21 protein-coding genes and 1 other annotated feature are annotated in these 21114 nt (G+C 40.0%); of the genes, 13 read left to right on the forward strand and 8 right to left on the reverse strand.

Translation table 11 applies throughout. The features are described 5' to 3' along the window. Positions 1 to 4: 4 nt before the first annotated feature. The 5 genes from HCJ55_RS09250 to HCJ55_RS09270 form a co-directional block, all read right to left on the reverse strand. The gene (locus HCJ55_RS09250) at positions 5 to 1858 is read right to left on the reverse strand and encodes a DUF6020 family protein (protein WP_185517885.1); all 1854 of its coding nucleotides are present in this window, start codon (positions 1856 to 1858) and stop codon (positions 5 to 7) included. A 177-nt stretch (positions 1859 to 2035) separates the two neighbouring features. Next, positions 2036 to 3808 carry an ABC transporter ATP-binding protein gene (locus HCJ55_RS09255; RefSeq protein ID WP_185517887.1) on the reverse strand — a complete coding sequence of 591 codons (1773 nt, stop codon included), beginning with the start codon at positions 3806 to 3808 and terminating at the stop codon, positions 2036 to 2038. After that, positions 3808 to 5529, reverse strand: a complete 1722-nt coding sequence (locus HCJ55_RS09260) for an ABC transporter ATP-binding protein (protein ID WP_185517889.1) — start codon at positions 5527 to 5529, stop codon at positions 3808 to 3810. The genes HCJ55_RS09255 and HCJ55_RS09260 overlap by 1 nt, the downstream gene beginning before the upstream one ends. Before the next feature lie 161 nt (positions 5530 to 5690). Beyond that, the gene (gene pabB, locus HCJ55_RS09265; RefSeq protein WP_185517891.1) at positions 5691 to 7397 is read right to left on the reverse strand and encodes an aminodeoxychorismate synthase component I; all 1707 of its coding nucleotides are present in this window, start codon (positions 7395 to 7397) and stop codon (positions 5691 to 5693) included. Beyond that, positions 7394 to 7966, reverse strand: coding sequence for an anthranilate synthase component II (locus HCJ55_RS09270; RefSeq protein WP_185517894.1), 573 nt, complete (start codon positions 7964 to 7966; stop codon positions 7394 to 7396). The genes pabB and HCJ55_RS09270 overlap by 4 nt, the downstream gene beginning before the upstream one ends. Positions 7967 to 8095: 129 nt before the next feature. On the opposite strand from HCJ55_RS09270, the gene HCJ55_RS09275 reads away from it, so the two are divergent. The 3 genes from HCJ55_RS09275 to HCJ55_RS09285 all read left to right on the forward strand — a co-directional run bounded on the left by HCJ55_RS09275 (position 8096) and on the right by HCJ55_RS09285 (position 10403). Further along, positions 8096 to 8515, forward strand: a complete 420-nt coding sequence (locus tag HCJ55_RS09275) for a pyridoxamine 5'-phosphate oxidase family protein (protein WP_008948965.1) — start codon at positions 8096 to 8098, stop codon at positions 8513 to 8515. Between the two features lie 52 nt (positions 8516 to 8567). Beyond that, positions 8568 to 8790, forward strand: a binding site (T-box leader). Positions 8791 to 8848: 58 nt separating this feature from the next. Continuing rightward, positions 8849 to 10132, forward strand: coding sequence for a serine--tRNA ligase (serS, locus tag HCJ55_RS09280; RefSeq protein ID WP_185517896.1), 1284 nt, complete (start codon positions 8849 to 8851; stop codon positions 10130 to 10132). A gap of 19 nt (positions 10133 to 10151) precedes the next feature. Next, the gene (locus HCJ55_RS09285; protein WP_185403656.1) at positions 10152 to 10403 is read left to right on the forward strand and encodes a TfoX/Sxy family protein; all 252 of its coding nucleotides are present in this window, start codon (positions 10152 to 10154) and stop codon (positions 10401 to 10403) included. 52 nt (positions 10404 to 10455) lie between these two features. Here the strand turns inward: HCJ55_RS09285 and HCJ55_RS09290 are convergent, their stop codons facing one another. Then, positions 10456 to 12183: an ABC transporter ATP-binding protein gene (locus tag HCJ55_RS09290; RefSeq protein WP_185517898.1), complete on the reverse strand. Its 1728-nt coding sequence runs from the start codon at positions 12181 to 12183 to the stop codon at positions 10456 to 10458. Positions 12184 to 12512: 329 nt separating this feature from the next. Here HCJ55_RS09290 and HCJ55_RS09295 point away from each other — a divergent pair, with 329 nt between their 5' ends. The 10 genes from HCJ55_RS09295 (at position 12513) to HCJ55_RS09340 (ending at position 20190) form a co-directional block, all read left to right on the forward strand. Further along, positions 12513 to 13202, forward strand: coding sequence for a Crp/Fnr family transcriptional regulator (locus tag HCJ55_RS09295; RefSeq protein ID WP_008948961.1), 690 nt, complete (start codon positions 12513 to 12515; stop codon positions 13200 to 13202). A gap of 143 nt (positions 13203 to 13345) precedes the next feature. Beyond that, positions 13346 to 13990, forward strand: a complete 645-nt coding sequence (gene fsa / locus HCJ55_RS09300; protein ID WP_008948960.1) for a fructose-6-phosphate aldolase — start codon at positions 13346 to 13348, stop codon at positions 13988 to 13990. 18 nt (positions 13991 to 14008) lie between these two features. Further along, positions 14009 to 14356 (forward strand): SH3 domain-containing protein, encoded by a 348-nt coding sequence (locus tag HCJ55_RS09305; RefSeq protein ID WP_008948959.1) that lies wholly within the window; start codon positions 14009 to 14011, stop codon positions 14354 to 14356. Between the two features lie 114 nt (positions 14357 to 14470). Continuing rightward, positions 14471 to 15679 carry a multidrug efflux MFS transporter Lde gene (gene lde, locus HCJ55_RS09310; RefSeq protein ID WP_185502862.1) on the forward strand — a complete coding sequence of 403 codons (1209 nt, stop codon included), beginning with the start codon at positions 14471 to 14473 and terminating at the stop codon, positions 15677 to 15679. Continuing rightward, positions 15669 to 15947, forward strand: a complete 279-nt coding sequence (locus tag HCJ55_RS09315; RefSeq protein WP_185517900.1) for a helix-hairpin-helix domain-containing protein — start codon at positions 15669 to 15671, stop codon at positions 15945 to 15947. The genes lde and HCJ55_RS09315 overlap by 11 nt, the downstream gene beginning before the upstream one ends. Before the next feature lie 4 nt (positions 15948 to 15951). Next, entirely contained in the window at positions 15952 to 16641 is a 690-nt protein-coding gene (locus tag HCJ55_RS09320) for an NAD-dependent protein deacylase (RefSeq protein WP_185517902.1), read from the forward strand. Positions 16642 to 16757: 116 nt separating this feature from the next. Next, positions 16758 to 18092, forward strand: a complete 1335-nt coding sequence (locus tag HCJ55_RS09325) for a hemolysin family protein (protein ID WP_185391966.1) — start codon at positions 16758 to 16760, stop codon at positions 18090 to 18092. A gap of 67 nt (positions 18093 to 18159) precedes the next feature. After that, positions 18160 to 19116 (forward strand): LacI family DNA-binding transcriptional regulator, encoded by a 957-nt coding sequence (locus HCJ55_RS09330; RefSeq protein WP_185517904.1) that lies wholly within the window; start codon positions 18160 to 18162, stop codon positions 19114 to 19116. An 88-nt stretch (positions 19117 to 19204) separates the two neighbouring features. Beyond that, positions 19205 to 19564 carry an RpiR family transcriptional regulator gene (locus HCJ55_RS09335; protein WP_185517906.1) on the forward strand — a complete coding sequence of 120 codons (360 nt, stop codon included), beginning with the start codon at positions 19205 to 19207 and terminating at the stop codon, positions 19562 to 19564. Positions 19565 to 19578: 14 nt separating this feature from the next. Next, entirely contained in the window at positions 19579 to 20190 is a 612-nt protein-coding gene (locus HCJ55_RS09340) for an HAD family hydrolase (protein WP_185502868.1), read from the forward strand. Positions 20191 to 20232: 42 nt separating this feature from the next. Here the strand turns inward: HCJ55_RS09340 and HCJ55_RS09345 are convergent, their stop codons facing one another. Together HCJ55_RS09345 and HCJ55_RS09350 are read right to left on the reverse strand one after the other, a co-directional pair. Beyond that, a complete protein-coding gene (locus tag HCJ55_RS09345; RefSeq protein ID WP_008948953.1) occupies positions 20233 to 20637 on the reverse strand; it encodes a cupin domain-containing protein in 405 nt (134 codons plus the stop codon). A gap of 21 nt (positions 20638 to 20658) precedes the next feature. Beyond that, positions 20659 to 21039 carry a MerR family transcriptional regulator gene (locus HCJ55_RS09350; protein ID WP_185403790.1) on the reverse strand — a complete coding sequence of 127 codons (381 nt, stop codon included), beginning with the start codon at positions 21037 to 21039 and terminating at the stop codon, positions 20659 to 20661. Positions 21040 to 21114: the final 75 nt, after the last annotated feature.

Consider the following 21114-nt stretch of genomic DNA (forward strand, 5'->3'; position numbering starts at 1 on the left):
CTCCTTAAAATTGATTTCCTTTGTAATTTTTTAATTTAGTTGCAAAAAAGACAATAGGTACGGTGAATATAAAGCTATAAGAATATCTAAAGTCTGTTGCTGGCATTGCAATTGCTATAGTAATAAGTGCCATTACTACCGGTACAAAAATAAGTAGTTTCTTTTTAGGATGTTGGAAACAAACTGCAGCAATTGCTATTATAAGCAAGACTAATGGAATGGCCCCTTTTAATAAATAATTCTGCCACTCATTTGTTGTTTTTGCATAAATGCTATCTGTTATTTTCTTCAGACTTGGAGCTTTAGATATTGAAATAAGTGGATTAGTAGAATCATCAATCCGTTTCTTATATTCGCTGTAGCTAACTGCATCTTTTCCGGTTGCATTTTTGTATTCTGTTTGATAGACTTCATATCCTAATTTATTTACCTCTTCTTCCGATAAACCGTCTGGGAAGAAGCGGGCGAATGCTCTTACATCATATCTTGTATCTTGAATATTCGCTGAAGTATCAAAGAATACTTTATAATCTTCCGGAGAATAAAATTGCCAAATGACCGCAGTTTGATCTAAATAAGCTCCTACATAAGTACCGAAATTAGCCGTTAAGAGTTCGAACCAATTTTTAATATATAGCCCGAAATCATCTTCAATGACGGATGAATTGTACTTGGTATCATGCTTAATCGGATCTACAGTATAAGGATTATAATCTTTTTTCCAATTCTCTTCAGGTAATATGGAAGTGAAATACTCTTTTAATTCAGGAGTAAAGTTTCCATTATTATAAAAAGTAGCCCCAATTTGTTGGGAAGGAATTGCGAGCGCTTGGTTTAATGGATTAGGTTGTGCATGAAGCCCGTTTGTCATAACCAGACCAAATAAAAAATTCAGTCCCAAAGTTCCAACAAGGACACCAGTTATAATAAGACGATAATTTTTCATGAAAATAAGTAAGCACAGAAGCGACACGCAGATAATCATCATTCCATTGTTTCGTAGATTTATACAAACAAAAGCTACTAAAACAAAAGCAATAAGGTGCCACCAATTTTTCAGCCACATTCCATTAGATTGTACTATTTTTAAAATGAAAACGGTGAAAAGTAATATAAAGGCTGCAAATGGAAAATCTTTCCAAGCCGTTGCAGAATAAAACAATGCTGCTGGGTATATGGCATAGCCGATGGAAATACAAACACCAATCCAAATATGCGCCCCCATTTTTACAAGCGTATAAATAGCAAAGCCAACGATTAATGAAACAACAATTATTTGAGAAAAAATATAGCTAGAAGGCGAGTTATAAATCGCGCTTGTTGTTTCTATCCACAAAGTGTGCAGAAGTGGATGCCACTGACTATATTGGCGAATACCATGAGCCATTCCCCATTGATAATAGGAATCGAAAGTCATTTTTGCTGGATAATAAGCTAGAAGTGAAATCATCCAGACCGCGAAGGGGATACTTGTAAACAGGACAAAAAATGGCCATTTTATTTTGCGTTCTTGTCTCACTTTATATTCCGTTCGCATTTCAAGTAGTAAAAGTAAGACAAAGATAGTGATTACAAGAAAAGTGCCTACTAAAATAATACTATTAAAAACAAAATTCCCGCCATATGGTCCACCATTGAATGATGAAGCCATCCAAAACAAACTAATTACCAGTGATGTTATCAATGTTGTCCATTGAAATTGAAAGTTCCTCTCTTGTCTAAAATAAAGGACCATTAAAACTACTGTAAATAACAACCAGCTTAAAGTTAGTTTAAAGGTTTCTGAGTAATAGCCAATAGTAAGTAAACTTAGCAATAGTAGTAATACTCCAGCTATAACTCTTTTTTTATTTAACACTCTTTCTCCACTCCCTATTTAAAACTTTACTATTCTTTAATATAGCAAAAAAAAGATACTAGCACAATTGAAATTAAAAACGAGTCCCTACGTTTTTAAGTAGGGACTCGTTTTTAATTTAATGGATAGACAAAGTAATAAAACACTTTGCGATCCACTCATTGAAAGGATAGTTATTTACTCAATAACAAACTGATTATGATAAAGCTCAGAATAAAACCCATTAGCCTTCATCAACTCATCATGATTACCCTGTTCAATCACTTCACCTTGATGTAGCACGACGATATGGTCGGCATCGAGGATTGTTTTTAAACGGTGGGCAATGACGAAGCTAGTTCGGCCGGAGATTACGTTGTCCATTGCTTTTTGGATGCGGCTTTCGGTTACTGTGTCTACATTACTTGTTGCTTCATCTAGAATTAGAAGAGACGGGTTAGTAATAATAGTTCTAGCAATACTCATAAGCTGCTTTTGACCAACACTGAAAATATTATTTTCGTCACTGATTTCCGTATCGTAACCTTTTTCTAGGTTCATAATGAAATCGTGGATGTTAGCTTGTTTTGCGGCATTGATTACTTCGTCGTCGCTTGCTTCGGGTTTACCGAAAACAATGTTATCGCGGATGGTTCCTGTGAATAACACGGAATCTTGTAGCACAATACCGACTTGTTTACGAAGCGAATCAAGGCGAATGTCGCGGATGTCGATATCATCAAAGAGAATCGCGCCACCATCGACATTATAGAAGCGATTAAGCAAGTTCATAACAGTTGTTTTACCAGAGCCAGTTGGTCCGACAAGAGCAACCATTTTACCTTTACTTACATCAATTGAAACGTCTTTTAAAACTGGTTTTGCAGGGTCATAAGCGAAATCAACATGATCGAGTTTGACACCTTTATTAATACCATCAATTGTTTGTAAGTTCTCGCGTTCCACTTCTTCTTCCTCTGCAAATACTTCGCTAACACGGCGAGCACCAGTGATTGCTAATTGAAGCAAGCTGTACTGGGATGAAATTTGTGTTAGAGGCATGTAGAATTGTTGCGAATATTGAACGAACATAACGATTAAACCAAGAGCGGCTGTGCGTTCAAGGTCACCGTTTAGAGCTAACCATCCACCGAAGAAGATAACGATAGCTGTATTCAATAAGGAAATACCTTGCATCATTGGGAAAAGTAAACCGGAGTAAACTTGACCTTTATAAGTTGCGTTTTTAACGATATTGTTTTGTTTAACAAAGCCGTCGATTGTTTCTTCTTCTAGGCCGTTTGTGATAATGATTTTTTGACCAGAGATTTTTTCGTCAATGTAGCCGTTAAGTACGCCTAGTTCATCTTGTTGAACATCAACGAATTTACGAGCTTTTCGGATGATCACTGTCGCAATAATTATCGCAAATGGAGCAGATATTAAAGTAACGAAGGCTAGTTCCACGTTTTGTTGGAACATCATGATGATAACACCAATCATTAGCGCAACGTTTGATAGTACTTGAATCAGGGCTTGGTTTAGTGTGTTGGAAATATTATCTAAGTCACTAGTGAAGCGGCTAAGCATTTCGCCATCATTGCGGCTATCGAAGAAACGAATCGATAGTTTTTCCATCTTGCGGAAAAGCCCTATACGCATTCTGTTCGTCGATTTACCAGCTACCCCTGTCATAATGATACTTTGGATAAAAGTGGCAGCAGCGAGCAGTACGTAGCAGAGAATCAGCATCCAAATGATATGGATGAAGTCACTCTTGTCATCAACACCCGTTTGCATTAAATTAACCACGTAATCTCCAAGCTCTTGAACGGCGTTACCAATATATTGTGGTGCTTTTACTTGAAGGTATGTCGCAAAAACTACAGCAATTAAAATGACAAAAAGTTGAGGCTTATAACCCCGCAGATAGTGCCAGAAAAAGCGACTAATTTGTTTGAACTCTTTCATTATGCGGTTACCTCCTTGCCTTTTTGAGTGTCGTAAATTTCACGGTAGATTTCATTTTCTTTCAGAAGTTCTTTATGGGAACCAACGCCAACTAGTTTACCTTGATCTAGCACGAGAATTTTATCTGCTTGAATAACAGAAGAGATTTTTTGTGCAATGATGAAAGTAGTAGTTTCGTCTAGTTCTTTATTTAGTGCTTCTTTTACTAATTTCTCGGATTTTGCATCAAGCGCACTTGTGCTGTCATCAAGAATGAGAACTTTCGGCGAACCGATAACTCCACGTGTGATTGATAGACGTTGTTTTTGTCCACCAGAGAAGTTATTTCCACGCTCAGAAACAGGCGCTTCGTAAAGTTTTGCTTGTTTGTCGATGAACTCTTTCGCTTGTGCTATTTTACTTGCGTGTTCCATTTCTTCAGCAGTTGCGTCTTTTTTACCATGACGTAAATTGTCTGCAATCGTTCCGGAGAAAAGAATCGCGCGTTGAAGCACGAAGGAAACAGTGCTACGAAGGGTTTTCTTGTTGATATCTTTTAGGTTAGTTCCGCCGATAATAACTTCACCTTCAGTTGGGTCGTATAGTCGAGGAATAAGTTGTGCAAGAGTGGATTTACCAGAACCTGTTGCACCAACAATACCGACCATTTCACCAACACTTGCTTTGAATGAAATATCTTCAAGCGCAGGCGTATCGTCACCGTCGTATTTGAAGCTAACGTTACGGAATTCAACTGTACCTTCTAAGTCTTGTTCTGGCGCGTTTTCGTTGTATGTAATATCGGGTTCTGTTTCTAGAACTTCGGTAATACGTTTCAAGGAAATAAGCGCACGAGAAGCCATCATCATCAGCATACCACCGATAATAATTGCCATCATAATTTGCATTAAGTAGTTCATGAATGATGCGATAGCCCCAATAACTTCAGGGTTTTCAGCAGCCATGTCGCCTACGAAGAAAATGGAAACAACAATTGCTAAGTTAGAAACGAGCATAAATGCAGGAATCATAACAGAGAAAAGTGTACCAACAATGATCGTGTGACGAGTTAATTTGTCACTAACTGTTGTAAAACGAGCGATTTCATTGTCTTCTTGCACGAAAGATTTAACTACGCGCATACCGGCAAGGTTTTCTTTTGCGATAGAATTCACGCGGTCAATTAACGTTTGGATAATTGCAAAGTGTTTACCCATTGAGCCGAATGTGAATACAACAATCAGTACAACGAGAACAACGAGTACAATAATTACCCACCATAATTCAGGCAAGGTAAACATCGCTAGGACAAAAGCCCCGATAAACATAATCGGAATTCTCGTTAGCGATTGTAGTGAAAGCATCACTAAGTTTTGTACTTGGGTAATATCGTTTGTTTGACGAACAACAAGATTACCTGTCGAAAGTTTTTCGATGTTGCTGAATGAAAATGTTTGGATTTTACGGAAACTAGATTCACGAATATCCGCACCAACGCCTTGAGCGACTTTGGCAGAAAGAATCGTGTTTAGAATCCCGGCGATAAGGCCGACTGCGGCGATACCGATTAAAAGTGCGCCGATGGACGAAATTTTATCCATATCGTCTTTCATGATGGCGTCTAGGACTTGCTGAAGTAACTTTGGTTGCCATAGTTGTGAGATAACCATGACTACTACAAACAGTGTAGATAGTGTCGCTTGTAGCTTGTATCTTTTGAGATGGTGAAACAATACTTTCATGATTTTCCTCCCTTGGAAAACGGAAATAAATATGTGCGAACGTATATTCTAATATAGATTGTGAAAATTTGCAAGTAATATTTTCACGAATTGTAAATGTGGCGAAAATATGGCGAAACAAGCGATAATAAATCATTTTAAATTGTGAAAAACACGTTGCTTTATTGTTCGATTTCCACTTCTACAAAACCTCTTACGCTATTAATTAACCACACAAAGTCTGCCTCAAAAAGGTCTTTTTTTACTAGCGTTTTTTCAATAATCTTATTATTTGCTAAAAGTTCGGCTCGCATTGTGCCGGGAAGGAGCCCAGAAGTTGCTGGCGGAGTGAAAAAACAGCCATTTATACCTAGAACTATATTCCCGTTAATGAATTCAGTTAGTTCCTCACGTTCATTCCAAAGTAGCGTTTCCGCGGTTTTAGTACTTTTCAAGTCTTCATAAACCTTGCGATGAGTGGTTTTATGATAAAGGAATAAATCATTAGTTGAAACTGGTTTTTCGGCGAGTTGAGCTGTTATTGGTGTGTTTTTCGCGCTGATTTCAGCGAGTTCTAACTGATGCGTGCCATCTGGGTGTAGTAAAAAACGCAATTTGTATGTGCCAGTTGCATTTTTTCGCGCGGTTTCGTTCCATAACTCCCTAATTTCTTCCCTATTAAAAGAGTAACCAAAAAACGCAGCGCTCGTTTGAAGTCGTTTTAAATGAAAATCGGTTCGGGCGAGTTCGCCGTTCTCCAAGCGCAAACATTCAATCAAAGAAAACTTGGTCGCCTTTTCCAAAATGGCTGATTTTGCGTGAATTTCGGAAAATTCGCTTTCGGCATCGGAATCCCAGACGATGCCGCCACCAACGCCGTAAGTTGCTTTGTTATCCGTAATAGCAATAGTACGAATTGGCACGCTGAAAATCGCATTTCCGTTCGGTTCCAGAAATCCAATCGCACCGCAGTACACATCGCGCGGGGAATCTTCTAGCTCTGAAATAATCTCCATCGTCCGTGCTTTTGGTGCGCCGGTTATCGAGCCGCATGGGAAGAGTGCTTTGAAAACAGAAGTTAAATCCGTCTCGGGAACGGTTTCTGCTGTGACAGTAGAAGTCATTTGCCAAACAGTTGGATAAGGCTCTAAAGTCATCAAATTAGGAACCTTCACACTCCCAGGTACCGCAATCATCCCAAGGTCATTTCGAAGCAAATCAACAATCATCACATTTTCTGCACGATTTTTCGGATCGTTTTTTAACCAATCATGGGCCGCTAAGTCTGCTTGCTCCGTATTTCCACGGCGAACAGTACCTTTCATCGGACGCGTCGTCAAAACGTTTTCCTTCCATTTAAAAAAGAGTTCGGGTGAGGCGGAAATTATTTGGAATTCGTCATTCGAAAGTAGCGCTGTATAATTGGCTTTTCCGACTTGCTGCAAAGTTTCGTACGTTGCTTGGGCGGAGAAGTCGCTTGGTACATCACTTTGAAGTCGCACGGTGTAGTTGATTTGGTAGGTGTTTCCGGCAGCAATTTCAGTTTTGATTTGCGCGATTTTTGCCGCGTAATCCGGGTAAGTTGTGTCCATTTTAAAAGAAAGTGGTGCGGAATTTGGGGTTTTCGCACTCGTATCGGTGAAATTATCGTATACGCCAAACCAGACGAGTGGCGTATTTTCAGTAGAGGTTTTCGTTTTTAAATTGCTTCGAAAAGCAGGAGCGGCTTCATAACTTACAAAACCAGCAACATATTTGCCGGATCGTTGGGCTTCTTCGGCAGCTTTCATGACAGGGAGTACTTCCGATAAATCGCGCGCCACAAGTTCACGCAGCGGCTTTTCAAATATCTTTGTTTCACCTTCAAAATCAAATCGTAATAAGCTCATTTGGCATGCCTCCCTTGTCGTATAAAGTTTTCTAGTATCGCGTGGCCGTTTTCGGAAAGGATTGCTTCTGGGTGGAATTGGACGCTGTGAATGGGCTTGGTTACGTGAGCAAACGCCATCAACACGCCATCTTCCGTCATGGCGGTTACTTGTAAATCAGTTGGGACAGAGTCGGGTTCGATAACTAAGGAATGATAGCGAGCGACTTGGAATTTAGGTGCAAGCCCAGCGAACAAACCCTCACCGTTATGCGAAATGATGCTGGTTTTTCCGTGAACGGGAACGTCGGCGCGCACCACTTTTGCTCCAAAAAAATGGCCAATCATTTGATGGCCAAGGCAAATCCCGAGAATGGGGACGTGAATTTCATCGAGTAGCGCTAAACTTACTGGGAAATCTTCCGGCGAACCAGGTCCGGGCGAAAGGACAACCATTTCTGGAGCGAGCTGTTGAAAAGTTTCCAGTGTGAAATCAGTAGCCGAAACAACCCGCACATCTTCCTGCAGTTCTAAAAAATATTGATATAAATTATATGTAAATGAATCATTATGGTCGATTAATAAAATCACTTTAAATCCCCCTAGTTAAAACGGTTATACTCTTTTATAGCAAATAGCTACGGAGATAACAAGTCCGAATGTTTGAAGCAAGAAGCCAAGTGGAAAGGTACACTAAATGACCAAAGGAAGGTGTTTGAGATGAAAAATGAACTAGAAGATAAAATTCTTGCCATTTTGGACCAGCATCAAGTGGGTGTTTTGACATCTGTTCAAGAGGATTTTCCGCATGCTCGTTACATGACATTTCTTCATGATGGATTGACACTTTATACGCCGTCTGGAAAAGAACTACCGAAAACTGAAGAAGTCCGTCGAAATCCGCGCGTTTGCGTTTTAATTGGCTACGATGGCCCGGGTTCCGCGTTTTTAGAAATTAATGGTTTGGCTTCGCTTGAAGAAGATGAATCGGTTAAAGAACGTGTCTGGGAAAATATCTCGAAAGAATGGTTCCAAGGCGAAGGTTCACCGTCCTTTGTCGTTATAAAAATTGTTCCGGAGCAAATCAGAATACTCAATTCAGAAGATGACGGGCCGGACACGCTCGATTTAATTGGTTAAAGATTTGCTTGTAATTTAAGCGGATATGCGATAGAATAACTTTAAATTAATACGAAAAGCAATGACAAGAAGTAGTAATGAGGTAGAGTTTCTAAAGAGAGCCAGTGGTTGGTGTGAACTGGTGAAGTTTCCTTATGAATCCATCTTGGAGCGAGTGGTGGAAAGTGGATTTTTGCGAGTAAATCATTCCGGAATGGTCCGTTAAACCTAAATGAAGCTGGGGATTTTTTTGAGTCCCAATAAGGGTGGCAACGCGGTTAACTCTCGTCCCTTTCCTGTTAAGTCGGGAAAGTACGGGAGTTTTTATATGGAAAAAAATAAGGAGGAGTTAGCATGTTAGATGTTAAATTGTTACGTAATAATTTTGATGAAGTAAAGCAGAAATTACAAAATCGTGGGGAAGATTTGGGTGAATTCGAGAAATTTGGCGAGTTAGATAAACGCCGTCGTACACTGATTGTCGAAACAGAAGCGCTGAAAAGTCAGCGTAATGAAGTGTCCCAAGAAATCGCTAAATTAAAACGCGAAAAACAAGACGCGGACGCTAAAATTGAGGAAATGCGTGTCGTTGGAGATCGTATCAAAACATTAGATATCGAACTACGCGAAATTGATGAAAAATTAGATATGATTTTAATGTCGATTCCAAACATTCCGCACGAATCTACTCCGGTTGGCGAATCGGAAGACGATAACGTGGAAATCCGCAAATGGGGCGAAGTTCGCGAATTTGATTTTGAACCAAAAGCGCATTGGGATTTAGGAACAGATTTAGATATCCTTGATTTCGAAAATGCTGCGAAAGTAACAGGTAGCCGTTTTGTCTTTTATAAAAAATTAGGTGCAAGACTAGAACGTGCGCTTATTAACTTTATGATGGACTTGCATTCGAACGAACATGGCTATGAAGAAATGTTACCGCCATACATGGTAAACCGTGCGAGCATGACAGGAACTGGTCAATTGCCAAAATTTGAAGAGGATGCCTTCTTAATCGAAGCAGAAGATTATTTCCTTATTCCAACAGCGGAAGTGCCAGTAACCAACTATCACCGCGAAGACATTTTAAAAGCAGAAGATTTACCAAGAAAATATACAGCATTTAGCGCATGTTTCCGTTCTGAAGCGGGATCTGCTGGTCGTGATACGCGTGGCTTAATCCGCCAACATCAATTTAACAAAGTGGAATTAGTTCAATTTGTGAAACCGGAAGATTCTTATGAGGCGCTTGAAAAACTAACTGGTAATGCAGAAGAAGTATTGCGTCGTCTAGAATTACCATACCGCGTACTAAGCATGTGTACGGCTGATTTAGGCTTCACTGCTGCTAAAAAATATGATTTAGAAGTATGGATTCCGAGCTACAATTCTTACCGTGAGATTTCTTCTTGCAGTAATTTTGAAAGTTTCCAAGCAAGACGCGCTAACATCCGTTTCCGTCGTGAACCAGGAAGCAAACCAGAATACGTGCACACATTAAATGGATCTGGCTTAGCTTTAGGTCGTACAGTTGCTGCCATTTTAGAAAACTACCAAGATGCAGATGGTTCTGTACGCATTCCGAAAGTGTTGCAAGGTTATATGGGCGGCGTTGAGAAAATAGAATTACCAAAATAATACGGAAGAAGGAACTGTAATGGCGAACCTTAGCGAATTACCAAACATTGGCAAAGTACTGGAGCAGGACTTAATCAAAGCGGGCATAAACACCCCCGACGAGCTAAAAGATGTTGGAAGCAAAGAAGCCTTTTTACGCATTTGGGAAAATGATTCAAGCGTTTGTCTAAGTGAATTATGTGCACTTGAAGGAGCCGTACAAGGTGTTAGGTGGCATGATTTAGACGAAACAAAGAAAGCAGAACTCAAAAAGTTTCATCAATCCTTATAAAAAAACCGACGATGCATTTGCGCATCGTCGGTTTTTATTTCCCGGGAAATGTTTATTTTAATTGTTGTTCTGCAAAAGAAGCGTAAAGTGGATGAGAAGCGACTAATTCGCTATGTGTACCACGTCCAGTTATTTCGCCATGTTCGATAAAGAGGATTTGGTCGGCGTTAACGATAGTGGATAGACGGTGTGCGATAACAAAAGTAGTTCGGCCTTCCATCAAGTTTGCTAGCGCTTGTTGAACGATTTGTTCGGATTGGCTATCTAAACTAGCTGTCGCCTCGTCTAGCATGAGAATATTTGGATTACGTAAAAATGCTCGAGCAATCGCAATTCGCTGTCTTTGGCCACCTGAGAGCTTCACGCCACGTTCGCCGACTTCGGTTGCCATTTTGTCGGGAAGCTCGGAAATAAAACCGTCAGCATAAGCTAGTTTTGCAACATTCCATAGCTCATCTTCGCTAATTTCTCGATCTAGTCCGTAACAGAGGTTGTCGCGAATTGTTCCAGACAGCATCGCGCTTTCCTGCGAAACATAGCCGATTTGCGTGCGCCATGAGTTAATCGAAATCTCGGAAAGTGGAATATCACCAACTAAAATTTCGCCAGTTTTTGGTTGATAGAAACGTTCTAGAATCGCGAACAAGGTTGATTTACCTCCGCCACTAGGGCCAGCGAATGCGATAACTTCGCCTGGTTTCGTATCAAAAGAAACATTTTTTAGAATCGGTTCGCCTTCATTATAAGAGAAGGAAATATCCGTTGCGCGAATCGTTTTTCCGCTGACATCGACTTTTTTTCCAGCGTTGAAATCTTCTTCGGATTCATTCAAAATATCCGCAATTCGTTCTGTCGCGCCTTTTGCTTTTTGAAGTTGTGCGAAGAAGGTGGCAAAAGAAGTCACAGGAACGATAATTTGGAATAGATAGAGCAGGAATGCGATTAACGTACCAGTAGTCATTGTGCCAGCTGAAACACGAATTCCGCCGTAGCCGATGATACCAACGATGACGCCCATGACAACGAAGAAAATTAGCGGTCCAAGCACAGCGACAACTTTCGCTTCACGGATACCAAAACCGAATAAACGATTGATACCTTGATGACCAGCTTCTGTTTCTAGTGTTTCTGCATTCGAAGCCTTCACGAGTCTAGCTTCTGAAAGGGTTTGACTAATTGAACCAGTAAAGTCAGCTGTTTCGTTTTGAAGTCCTTTAGAGATTTTAAACATTTTTTGACCAAGTGGTGCAACGACTAGCGCGGTAATTGGAACGGCTATTAAGATAATAAGCGTCATTTTCCAGTCCATGAAGAACAAGATAATAATCGCACCAATTACGGAAATGATTCCAGTGACAAATTGTGGGAGGTGATCAGCAATCAGCTCTTTAACGACCACGGTATCATTCACCATGCGGCTAACCATTTCCCCCGTTTTCGTATTATCAAAGTAAGAAACAGGCAAGTGCACAATTTTTCTCCATAAACGTTCGCGAATTGTCGCAACGACTTTTTGCCCCATGTAATTAAGCAAGAAAATCGAGAAACCATTCGTTATTGCCTGCAACACAAACGCGAGGACAATTAAAGCAATCATTTTTCCATCTAGTGAAGCTATTGAAAAGCCGTCAATTAAGTTTTTTGTAAAAAGCGGGACAACGAGACCGGCAACTGTAGTTATCACACTAGCGAATAAAGCGCAGAAAATAATCCAATTCGCAGGTTTGGCGCTAATAAGTAACTGGGAAAATTTTCGCCAGCTATATTTTTTCTGTTCCATTCATTTCACCCTTTCTAAGTAGACCGTCGATAAATTACTTACTTTCTAAGTATAATCAATTTACCGAAAAATAAACCAGTCTAAAGTGGTAATTATTGGATTAATGTCTTGATTTGAATATTTATCAAAAGTAACAAAAAGTTCGAATTTATGTCAAAATAGCGATTTGAAAAGAGATAAAAATTAAGTATTAGGTTCATAGTTGTAAAATAGTTATCTTTAATTAGCTTTTTGGCTTTTTATGTAGGGTTACGAGCGGGATTTCGGATGAAGTCTATATGATATAATGACGATGAGTTTTTTCAATATAATATAGCAAAGGAGAGAATATGCTATTCTTAAAAGAGCTTGAATCCAATCTAACGGTTAGCAAATTAATGGAGTTGTGCTTTGAACATCCAAATTACAAAGACTACTGCTCGGTTATCAGCACCAAGAAGGGTGAGGTTCTAGAAAGTTTAAGTCCAGCTGGGACAAAAGTTTATTTTGTTCTAAGTGGCATATACGGGATGATTGTAGAGAAAGATGCAGAAATTGAAGAAGAAAGCTGTAAAGAATGCATTGTTCGTTTCTTACAAAAAGGAGATAGTTTTGGACTGTATCATCTGTTTTATGATGAGTGGAGCCCACACGTTTCGATGCAAAGCTTAGGTCACGGAGAAGTTATGGAAGTAGATAGCAATTTCTTGTTTTCTGTTTTCGACAAAGTGGATGAGAATAACTTTTTTATGATTAAAGTGATGGCAGAAGAATTACGGGAAGCCCACGCATTTGCAAAACTTAGCTTCTTAAAGAAAGAAGAACGAATCCGCAAAGCCATTCTCAAATGCGCTCAAACTTTAGGGACGTTTTCTGATAACGGGATATTGCTACCAAGAGAAATTACGCAAGAAGTGCTTGCAAGATACACCAACACATCACGCGAATACGTGGCTCATACAGTCATGCGTTTAATTAAAGAGGATATAATTAGAAATAGACCAAAACCTCTACTAGTGATGGACAAAACTCGTTTATAAATTTGTTTCACGTGAAACTTTTTGGAATGCTAAGTGGCATTCTTTTTTTTATGTGTAAAAAGCACATCAAAAGCATTATTTAAACTTTTGCGTTATAATGGCTCTGTAATTGAAAGCGCTTGATAGAAAAGGAGGATGTTTTAATGAGATTTTTTATCGATACAGCGAACGTAGAAGAGATTAAAAAGGCTAACAGAATGGGGTTCATTGCCGGTGTAACGACAAACCCGTCGCTTGTTGCCAAAGAAGGTCGCGATTTTAATGAGGTCATTCAAGAAATTACATCCATTGTTGATGGACCAATTAGCGGCGAAGTAGTTAGTTTAGAAGCAGATGAAATGATTGCAGAAGGTCGGGTTATTGCGAAAATCCATCCGAATATGGTTGTGAAAATACCGATGACTGGTGAAGGTTTGGCGGCTGTGAAAGTATTGACGGAAGAAGGAATAAAAACCAATGTGACGCTTGTTTTTTCTGCCACACAAGCATTACTTGCCGCGCGAGCAGGAGCGACATATGTATCACCATTTTTAGGGCGATTAGATGATATTGGCGATGATGGTTTGGTACTTATTCGCGATATCTCGGAAATTTTCGAAATTCATGGTATTCCAACAGAGATTATTTCAGCGAGTGTGCGGCATCCAATCCATGTAATCGAATGTGCCAAAGCTGGTGCTGATATTGCTACAGTACCATTTAAAGTGTTTGAACAAATGCTGAAACATCCTTTAACGGACAGCGGGATTGATAAATTCCTTGCTGATTGGGAAGCGGCAAAAAAATAACAAGGCAGGTTTCTAACTATGAATCGAACATTTATCGTGAAAAAGGAACATAGTAGCAAATATCCGAATCCACTTTTTGTGAATAAAAATGAGTCTATTTGGGTGTTTGAAGAAGATACGGAATATCCGGGTTGGATTTTTTGCAAAGTGAAGTCATCTGGAAAAGAAGGCTGGGTGCCAAAACAAATTATTCAATTGGGAAGCGATGCGAAAAGTGGAACGGTGACAGAAGATTATTCTGCGCGCGAACTTAACGTGAAGCCAGGCGACAAATTAGAAAGCAATCGTGAACTTAATGGCTGGGTTTGGTGCGTGACGGAGGATAATGAAGCTGGCTGGGTACCACGAGCAAATTTAGACGTGTAAAATGTTTCACGTGGAACATTTTAAGTGAATATAGCAAAAAAGCGAAGGGTTTAGTTTTACTTTCGCTTTTTTTGTGGAATAATTAAGTAACGATAGAAGAATCTAGGTGGATTTATGGAAAATTGGAAGAAGAATTTGTATGTTGTCTGGGTGGGGTGTTTTCTGACCGGGACCGGATTAAATTTAATCATGCCATTTTTACCATTATATATTGAGGAATTAGGCGTACATAATCCGGATCAAGTAAGTATGTGGTCAGGAATCGCGCTCAGCTCTACTTTTTTAGTATCTGCTATTATGTCGCCAATTTGGGGTAAACTAGCAGACCAAAAAGGGCGAAGAATTATGCTTTTACGCGCTGCATTAGGTATGGCGATTGCGATGATTTTAATGGGCTTGGTGAGTAATGTGTACCAATTCGTTGGTTTGCGCTTATTGATGGGTGTTTTCTCTGGATACATTTCAACGGCGAATGCGCTTGTCGCGACTCAAGTTCCGCGCCATCGTAGCGGTTGGGCTCTTGGGGCATTATCGACAGCAGCTGTATCGGGTGTTTTAATCGGCCCATTAATTGGTGGTGCGTTGTCAGATACATTTGGTGTCAGACCAGTATTTTACATTACAGGGGCGCTTCTTTTAGGCAGTTTTTTCCTAACGCTTTTCTTTGTAAAAGAGAAATTCACACCAGTAGAGAAGAAAGAAATGCGGTCAGGGAAAGAGGTTTTCTTAGCGCTTAAAAATCCTGGCTTAATCATTTCGCTGTTCATTACGACGATGATGATTCAAATAGCGTCCAACTCAGTGAACCCAATTTTGACATTATACGTACGGGATTTAGCGGGGAATGCGCAGAACATTGCTTTTATTAGTGGGATGATTGCTTCGGTTCCCGGGGTCGCAGCGCTCATTGCGGCACCGCGACTTGGCAGGTGGGGTGACCGAATTGGCTCGGAGCGAATTTTATTAGGCGCACTTATCGGATCAATGCTTCTCCAAATACCAATGGCTTTCGCGCAAAATCCCTTGCAGCTTGGAATATTGCGCTTCTTACTAGGCCTTACAGACGGCGCCTTACTACCAGCAGTTCAATCGCTACTTACGAAAAATACGCCGCGTGAGGTGTCCGGTCGGATTTTTGGTTATAATCAATCGTTTCAATATATCGGGAATGTCATCGGGCCGCTTGTAGGATCGAGTGTTGCTGCTCATTTTGGTTACGGCGATGTCTTCCTTGTGGTTGCTGGTTTTATATTTATCAATGTACTAATCAGTTTTTATTTCAACCGAAAAATGCATAGAGAGAAGGGAAATCATGCCAACTGATCTAATAAAATTACCAGGAATAGGTAAAAAAATGGTGCTAATGTTAAACGAAATCGGGATTGAAGAGATTGCGGATTTAAAAGGAAAGAATCCACTCGAACTATATGAAGATACTTGCGATAAGCGCGGTGAGCCAATGGATCCTTGTGTGTTATATACGTATCGTTGTGCGGTTTATACGGCAGAAACCAAGGAAGGCGAGCAAGAAGCTGAGTTGCGAAAATGGTGGAATTGGAAAGATAAACAGCATACAAATGAAAGGAATTGAAAGAATGAATCATTTAAAAGAAGCGATTAAACAAGCAGAGCATATCGTTTTTCTGACTGGGGCAGGAGTTTCAGTTCCTTCAGGAATTCCAGATTATCGTTCGAAAAACGGCTTATATTCAGGGATGAGTAGTCCTGAATACATGCTGAGCCATACATGCCTTGTACGCGAACCAGAGAAATTTTATCAATTTGTTACAGAGAATATGTATTATCCGGATGCGGAGCCAAATGCGATTCATGCAAAAATGGCTGAAATTGAGGCGGCAAAGAGCGTTACAATTATCACGCAAAACATTGATGGACTTCACGAAAAAGCTGGTTCAAAAAACGTGGTGAATTTTCACGGGAGTTTATATCATTGCTATTGCCAAAAATGCGGAATGACTGTTACAGCGCAAGATTATTTGAAATCAGATATTCACGCTGAATGTGGTGGAGTCATTCGGCCGGATGTGGTGCTATACGAGGAAGCCATTCCAGAAAATGCGATAGACCAGTCACTCGCAGCTATTAGGAAAGCGGATTTAATTGTTATTGTTGGGACTTCTTTCCGTGTGAGCCCGTTTTGTAATTTAACGGATTATCGAAATAAAAAAGCACGGATTTTTGCTGTGAACAAAGAACGAATTTCACTACCGTACCCATTTGAAATGATTGAAAGTGACGCGGTGAAAGTTTTTGTGGAAATGTGAAACCTTGCAGTAATGGGGGCGGCGTGATAAAATTTTCTTAACCGGCAAGTGTCCGGAATATTTAGAGGAAATGAATTGTCGTTTTCTCGATGAAAATAAGGAGTGGAGAGTTCCATATGAACCCTGACCCCGAGAGTCAGCAGATTATCTTGCAGTTAATTCTTATTGTTGTGTTGACCATGCTCAACGCATTCTTTGCCTCAGCAGAGATGGCCCTTGTATCACTGAACAAAAATCGTGTGAAAAGCCAAGCAGAAACCGGTGATAAAAAAGCCGTTATGCTCGCTAAACTCGTCGATGATCCAAGTAAATTTCTAGCTACTATTCAAGTTGGTATCACGCTTGCTGGGTTTTTCTCCAGTGCGTCAGCCGCGACTAGTATTGCGACTAGGCTTGAATCGGTTTTTGGCGGAAGCAGTTTTGCGAAAGAGTTATCCATTATCGTCGTAACGATTGTGTTATCTTACATCACATTAGTTTTCGGTGAGCTTTATCCAAAACGTTTAGCGCTCCAAAAATCAGAAAAAATTGCACGTGTTTCTGTACGACCAATTATGGCAGTTGGCGTTGTGCTTCGTCCGTTCGTAAAATTCTTATCTTTTTCAACAGACATTCTTGTCAAATTAACGAGAATGGAGAAAAATACCGATAATGAAAAAATGACACGGGAAGAAATGCAGCTACTAATTGAAACCGGTCGACGTGACGGTGTAATTGAGGTAGAAGAATTACAAATGCTTCGTGGTGTATTTGAAATGGACAATAAATACGCGCGTGAAGTCATGGTGCCGCGAACAGATGCGTTTATGGTCGATGCCGAAACAGAATCGGAAGCGCTTTGTGACGCATTATTAAATGAGAATTTTTCTAGAGTTCCCGTCTATACTGGCGATCAGGACTCCGTGCTGGGTATTCTGCATATGAAAGATTTCTTTGCAGAAGCGAGAAAGTCAGGTTTTGAAAACATCAATGTGAAGTCGCTCGTTAAAGATGCGTATTTTGCACAAGAGACGATGTTTATTGATGACCTACTGAAAAATATGCAAAGAACAAGAAACCAAATGGCAATTTTAATGGATGAATATGGTGGCGTTGCAGGTATTGTCACTGTAGAAGATTTATTAGAAGAAATTGTTGGCGAAATTGACGATGAAAACGATGTATTTTCGGATGAAGTAAAGAAAATCGATGATAATACATTTATTGTTGAAGGCCGCATGCCACTCGATGATTTTAATAAAATGTTTCACGTGGAACTTCCATCACGTGGGGTAGATACTGTTGCTGGATTTGTGCTTACCTTAACAGGGACAATTCCAGAAGAGGATGATGAAGTCGTAGTCGAATACGGTACGCTTCGATTCACAGTAGAAGAAATGAATGATGCCAGACTGGTTTCGGTTCGTGTGGAAAAAGATATTCAAACACACGAATTAGAGCAGATGGCTTAATGATAAAAATAGAAGTGCGGTATGAGAAATCTGTCCGCACTTTTTTCTTAGGAATGAGGTTTTTAAAATGCCAAATATTAAAGAAATAGCCAAATTAGCGGGAGTTTCAGTGACGACAGTGTCGCGCGTGCTTAATAATCATCCGTATGTCGCGGAGGAGAAAAGAGCTCGTGTGCAAGCTGTTATCGATGAATTAGACTATTCTCCTAACCGTAACGCCATGGATTTAGCACGTGGTAAAACAAATACGGTTGGCGTGATTATACCTTATAATGATCATCCGTGGTTTGACAAAATTGTGAATGGTATTTTGGAAGCAGCTTTTAAAAATCGCTATTCGGTGACACTTTTTCCAACAGGGTATGATCCGAAAGAAGAAGAAAAGTACTTGATGCGCCTTAAAACGAAACAGGTGGATGGCCTGATTATTACTTCACGTGCCAACAATTGGGATGTGATTTTGCCGTATCTGGCGTATGGACCGATTATTGCGTGCGAATACGTGGAATCAAAAGAAGTATCGTGCTCCTATATTGACCGCGTGAAGGCGTACCGGGCGGGATTTCAATTTTTGCAAGATGAGGGTTATACAAAAGTAGCGTTTACAGCAGGTCGGGCATCGCGTGAAAGTACGAGTACATATGGGAAAATTAATGCCTATGAGCAGGTGTTTGGTCCGGTTGGGGACAATCGTTTTTTAAGTGAATGTTATGCGTTCGAGGATGGTTTAAAAGCTGGGGAACATTTCTTTGCGGAAGGAAAAGATTGGCCTGATGCGATTTATGCAAATGGAGATGAGGTTGCGGCGGGCGTTATGTATCACGTCAAAAAGCTCGGTTTGCGCGTGCCGGAAGATGTTGCTATTTTAGGACAAGAAAATCTCCCAATTGGTAAGGCGCTAGAGATCACGACGCTCGATCATCACCTAAAAAAATTGGGAGAAAATGCTTTTACTATTTTCGAACAAGGTAAATTGCAAAGAATTAAAGTGGAACATGAGTTGATTAGAAGAAAAACAGTGTGATTTAAAAATATTTTTATTAAATTGCTTGACATGAAACCCATTTCATCATTTAAAACTAATATATAAGGTGATGAAGGAGGCGGATGATATGAAATTAGATGGAGTATGTAAGGTTAATTCAGCCCTTGGAATGGAGTATCAATTCGGAGAGTTCTATATCGATAGAGATTACCTTGTTTTTGACCAAAACTTTAGCTTAGGTATGAAAAAACGACAAACATTTCCAATCGTTAAACTAGAAAAGATGGCGTTAGTCCGGGAAAAAGAGGAAATGCTGTTAACATTTAGCTGCGATAATATCGAATTTGAACTAAACGGGAATTCTCATGCTAATTTGCGTGAATTTCGAGATTTGCTTCAAAATAAAGGCACAAATGCTGCGGATATTCAAAAAGCAGAAAAAGCGAGATATACAACTCACCACTACCACAACTTCGCTAAATCTTGAAGGAGGAATTTGCAATGTATAAAGCAATAATTTTTGACGTAGATGGAACTATTCTAGACACGGAAAGAGCTGTTTTACATTCTCTTCAAGCGGTTTTGGCCGAGGAAGGATTAAGTTATGAGCTAGATGAATTGCGATTCGTACTTGGAATTACCGGAGCGGCTGCGGTTGAACAGTTAAACATTTTAGACGAAGAAAAAGTATTAGATAAATGGATTGAACGAGAGGCGACATTTATTGAAGAAGTAGAGATTTTTGAAGGGATTCATGAGGTGTTGCATGCGATTCCAGAAAGCGGCGTCGTTACTTCTAAAAATGCGTTAGAAATGGAAAAAGGTTTTTATCCGTTTGATATTCAGGATCACTTTCAAGCAATTGTTTGCGCGAGTGATACGGAAAACCATAAACCTCATCCAGCCCCACTTTTGAAAGGGTTGGAAATTCTTGGAAGAGAGCCGCATGAGGTGCTTTATGTAGGGGATTCTTCTTATGATATGAAATGCGCCCATGCCGCCGGAGCTCATTTTGGCTTAGCGCTTTGGGGCGCAAAAACGACAGATGGCTTTGAAAAGGCAGAACTTGTTTTCGAAAAACCCGCAGATATTTTAGCTTATGTGAGTAAATAATAAAAACCCGCAACCTTGGATGAAGGTGAGCGGGTTTTTTCGTTATAAATTGTTATAGTGTTCGTCGGAAACTGGTTCTAGCCAAGTGGTTCCACCTAATTCAACATTCGTGGAAATGGCTAAATGAACAAACCAGCTATCTTTTGTAGCGCCGTGCCAATGTTTTACGTCTTTTGGAATAGTCACGACGTCGCCCTCTTTTAGAAGTTGGGCAGGTTTTCCTTCTTCTTGGTAATAGCCAGTTCCTCCCGTGATAAGCAGGATTTGCCCGCCGTCATGTTTATGCCAATTATTTCGAGCTCCCGGTTCAAAAGTAACATTTCCAATCGGACAATTATAAATAGTGTCTTCTGGAACAAGCATTTTTAAATAAGCATTTCCGATAAAGTAGTCATTTGTAATCAGCTCACCTTTATCAAAAATAACGCTATTTTCTAGTGTAGCCATTATCAATTACTCCTTTCGATATTAAAAATCTTTTAGTTTCTTTTGTGCTGGAATGAGATGGGTATCGTAATTGTCGATTTTGAAGTCGAGACGATCAAGTGCATCTTGCATGACGTCAATACGATTTTTCAGGTCAATGCGCTGTTCTTTAAGTAATTCGGCGCGGGCTTCTAAAGTATGCTCGCCTTCCCGGAAAAGTGCTAAGTAATCAATCAAGGCTTCAATGGATAAACCAGCGCGGCGCATTTGGCGGCTAAACTGAATCCAGCGCAAATCTTCTGCGCCAAATTTGCGAACGCCATTTTCATTGCGGTGTACGGGCGGAATTAAGCCAATTCGTTCATAGTAGCGAATCGTATCAGCGGAAACGCCACTTTTTTCACTAGCTTCTTTTATGTTCATCGTTAATTCTTCAGAAGTATCTACAGCAAAAAGAACTGTTTCGTTTTTGGACATAACTATTCTCCTTTGCGTATT

It is taken from the genome of Listeria marthii (genome assembly GCF_014227425.1).
GTDB classification, from domain to species: Bacteria; Bacillota; Bacilli; order Lactobacillales; family Listeriaceae; genus Listeria; species Listeria marthii.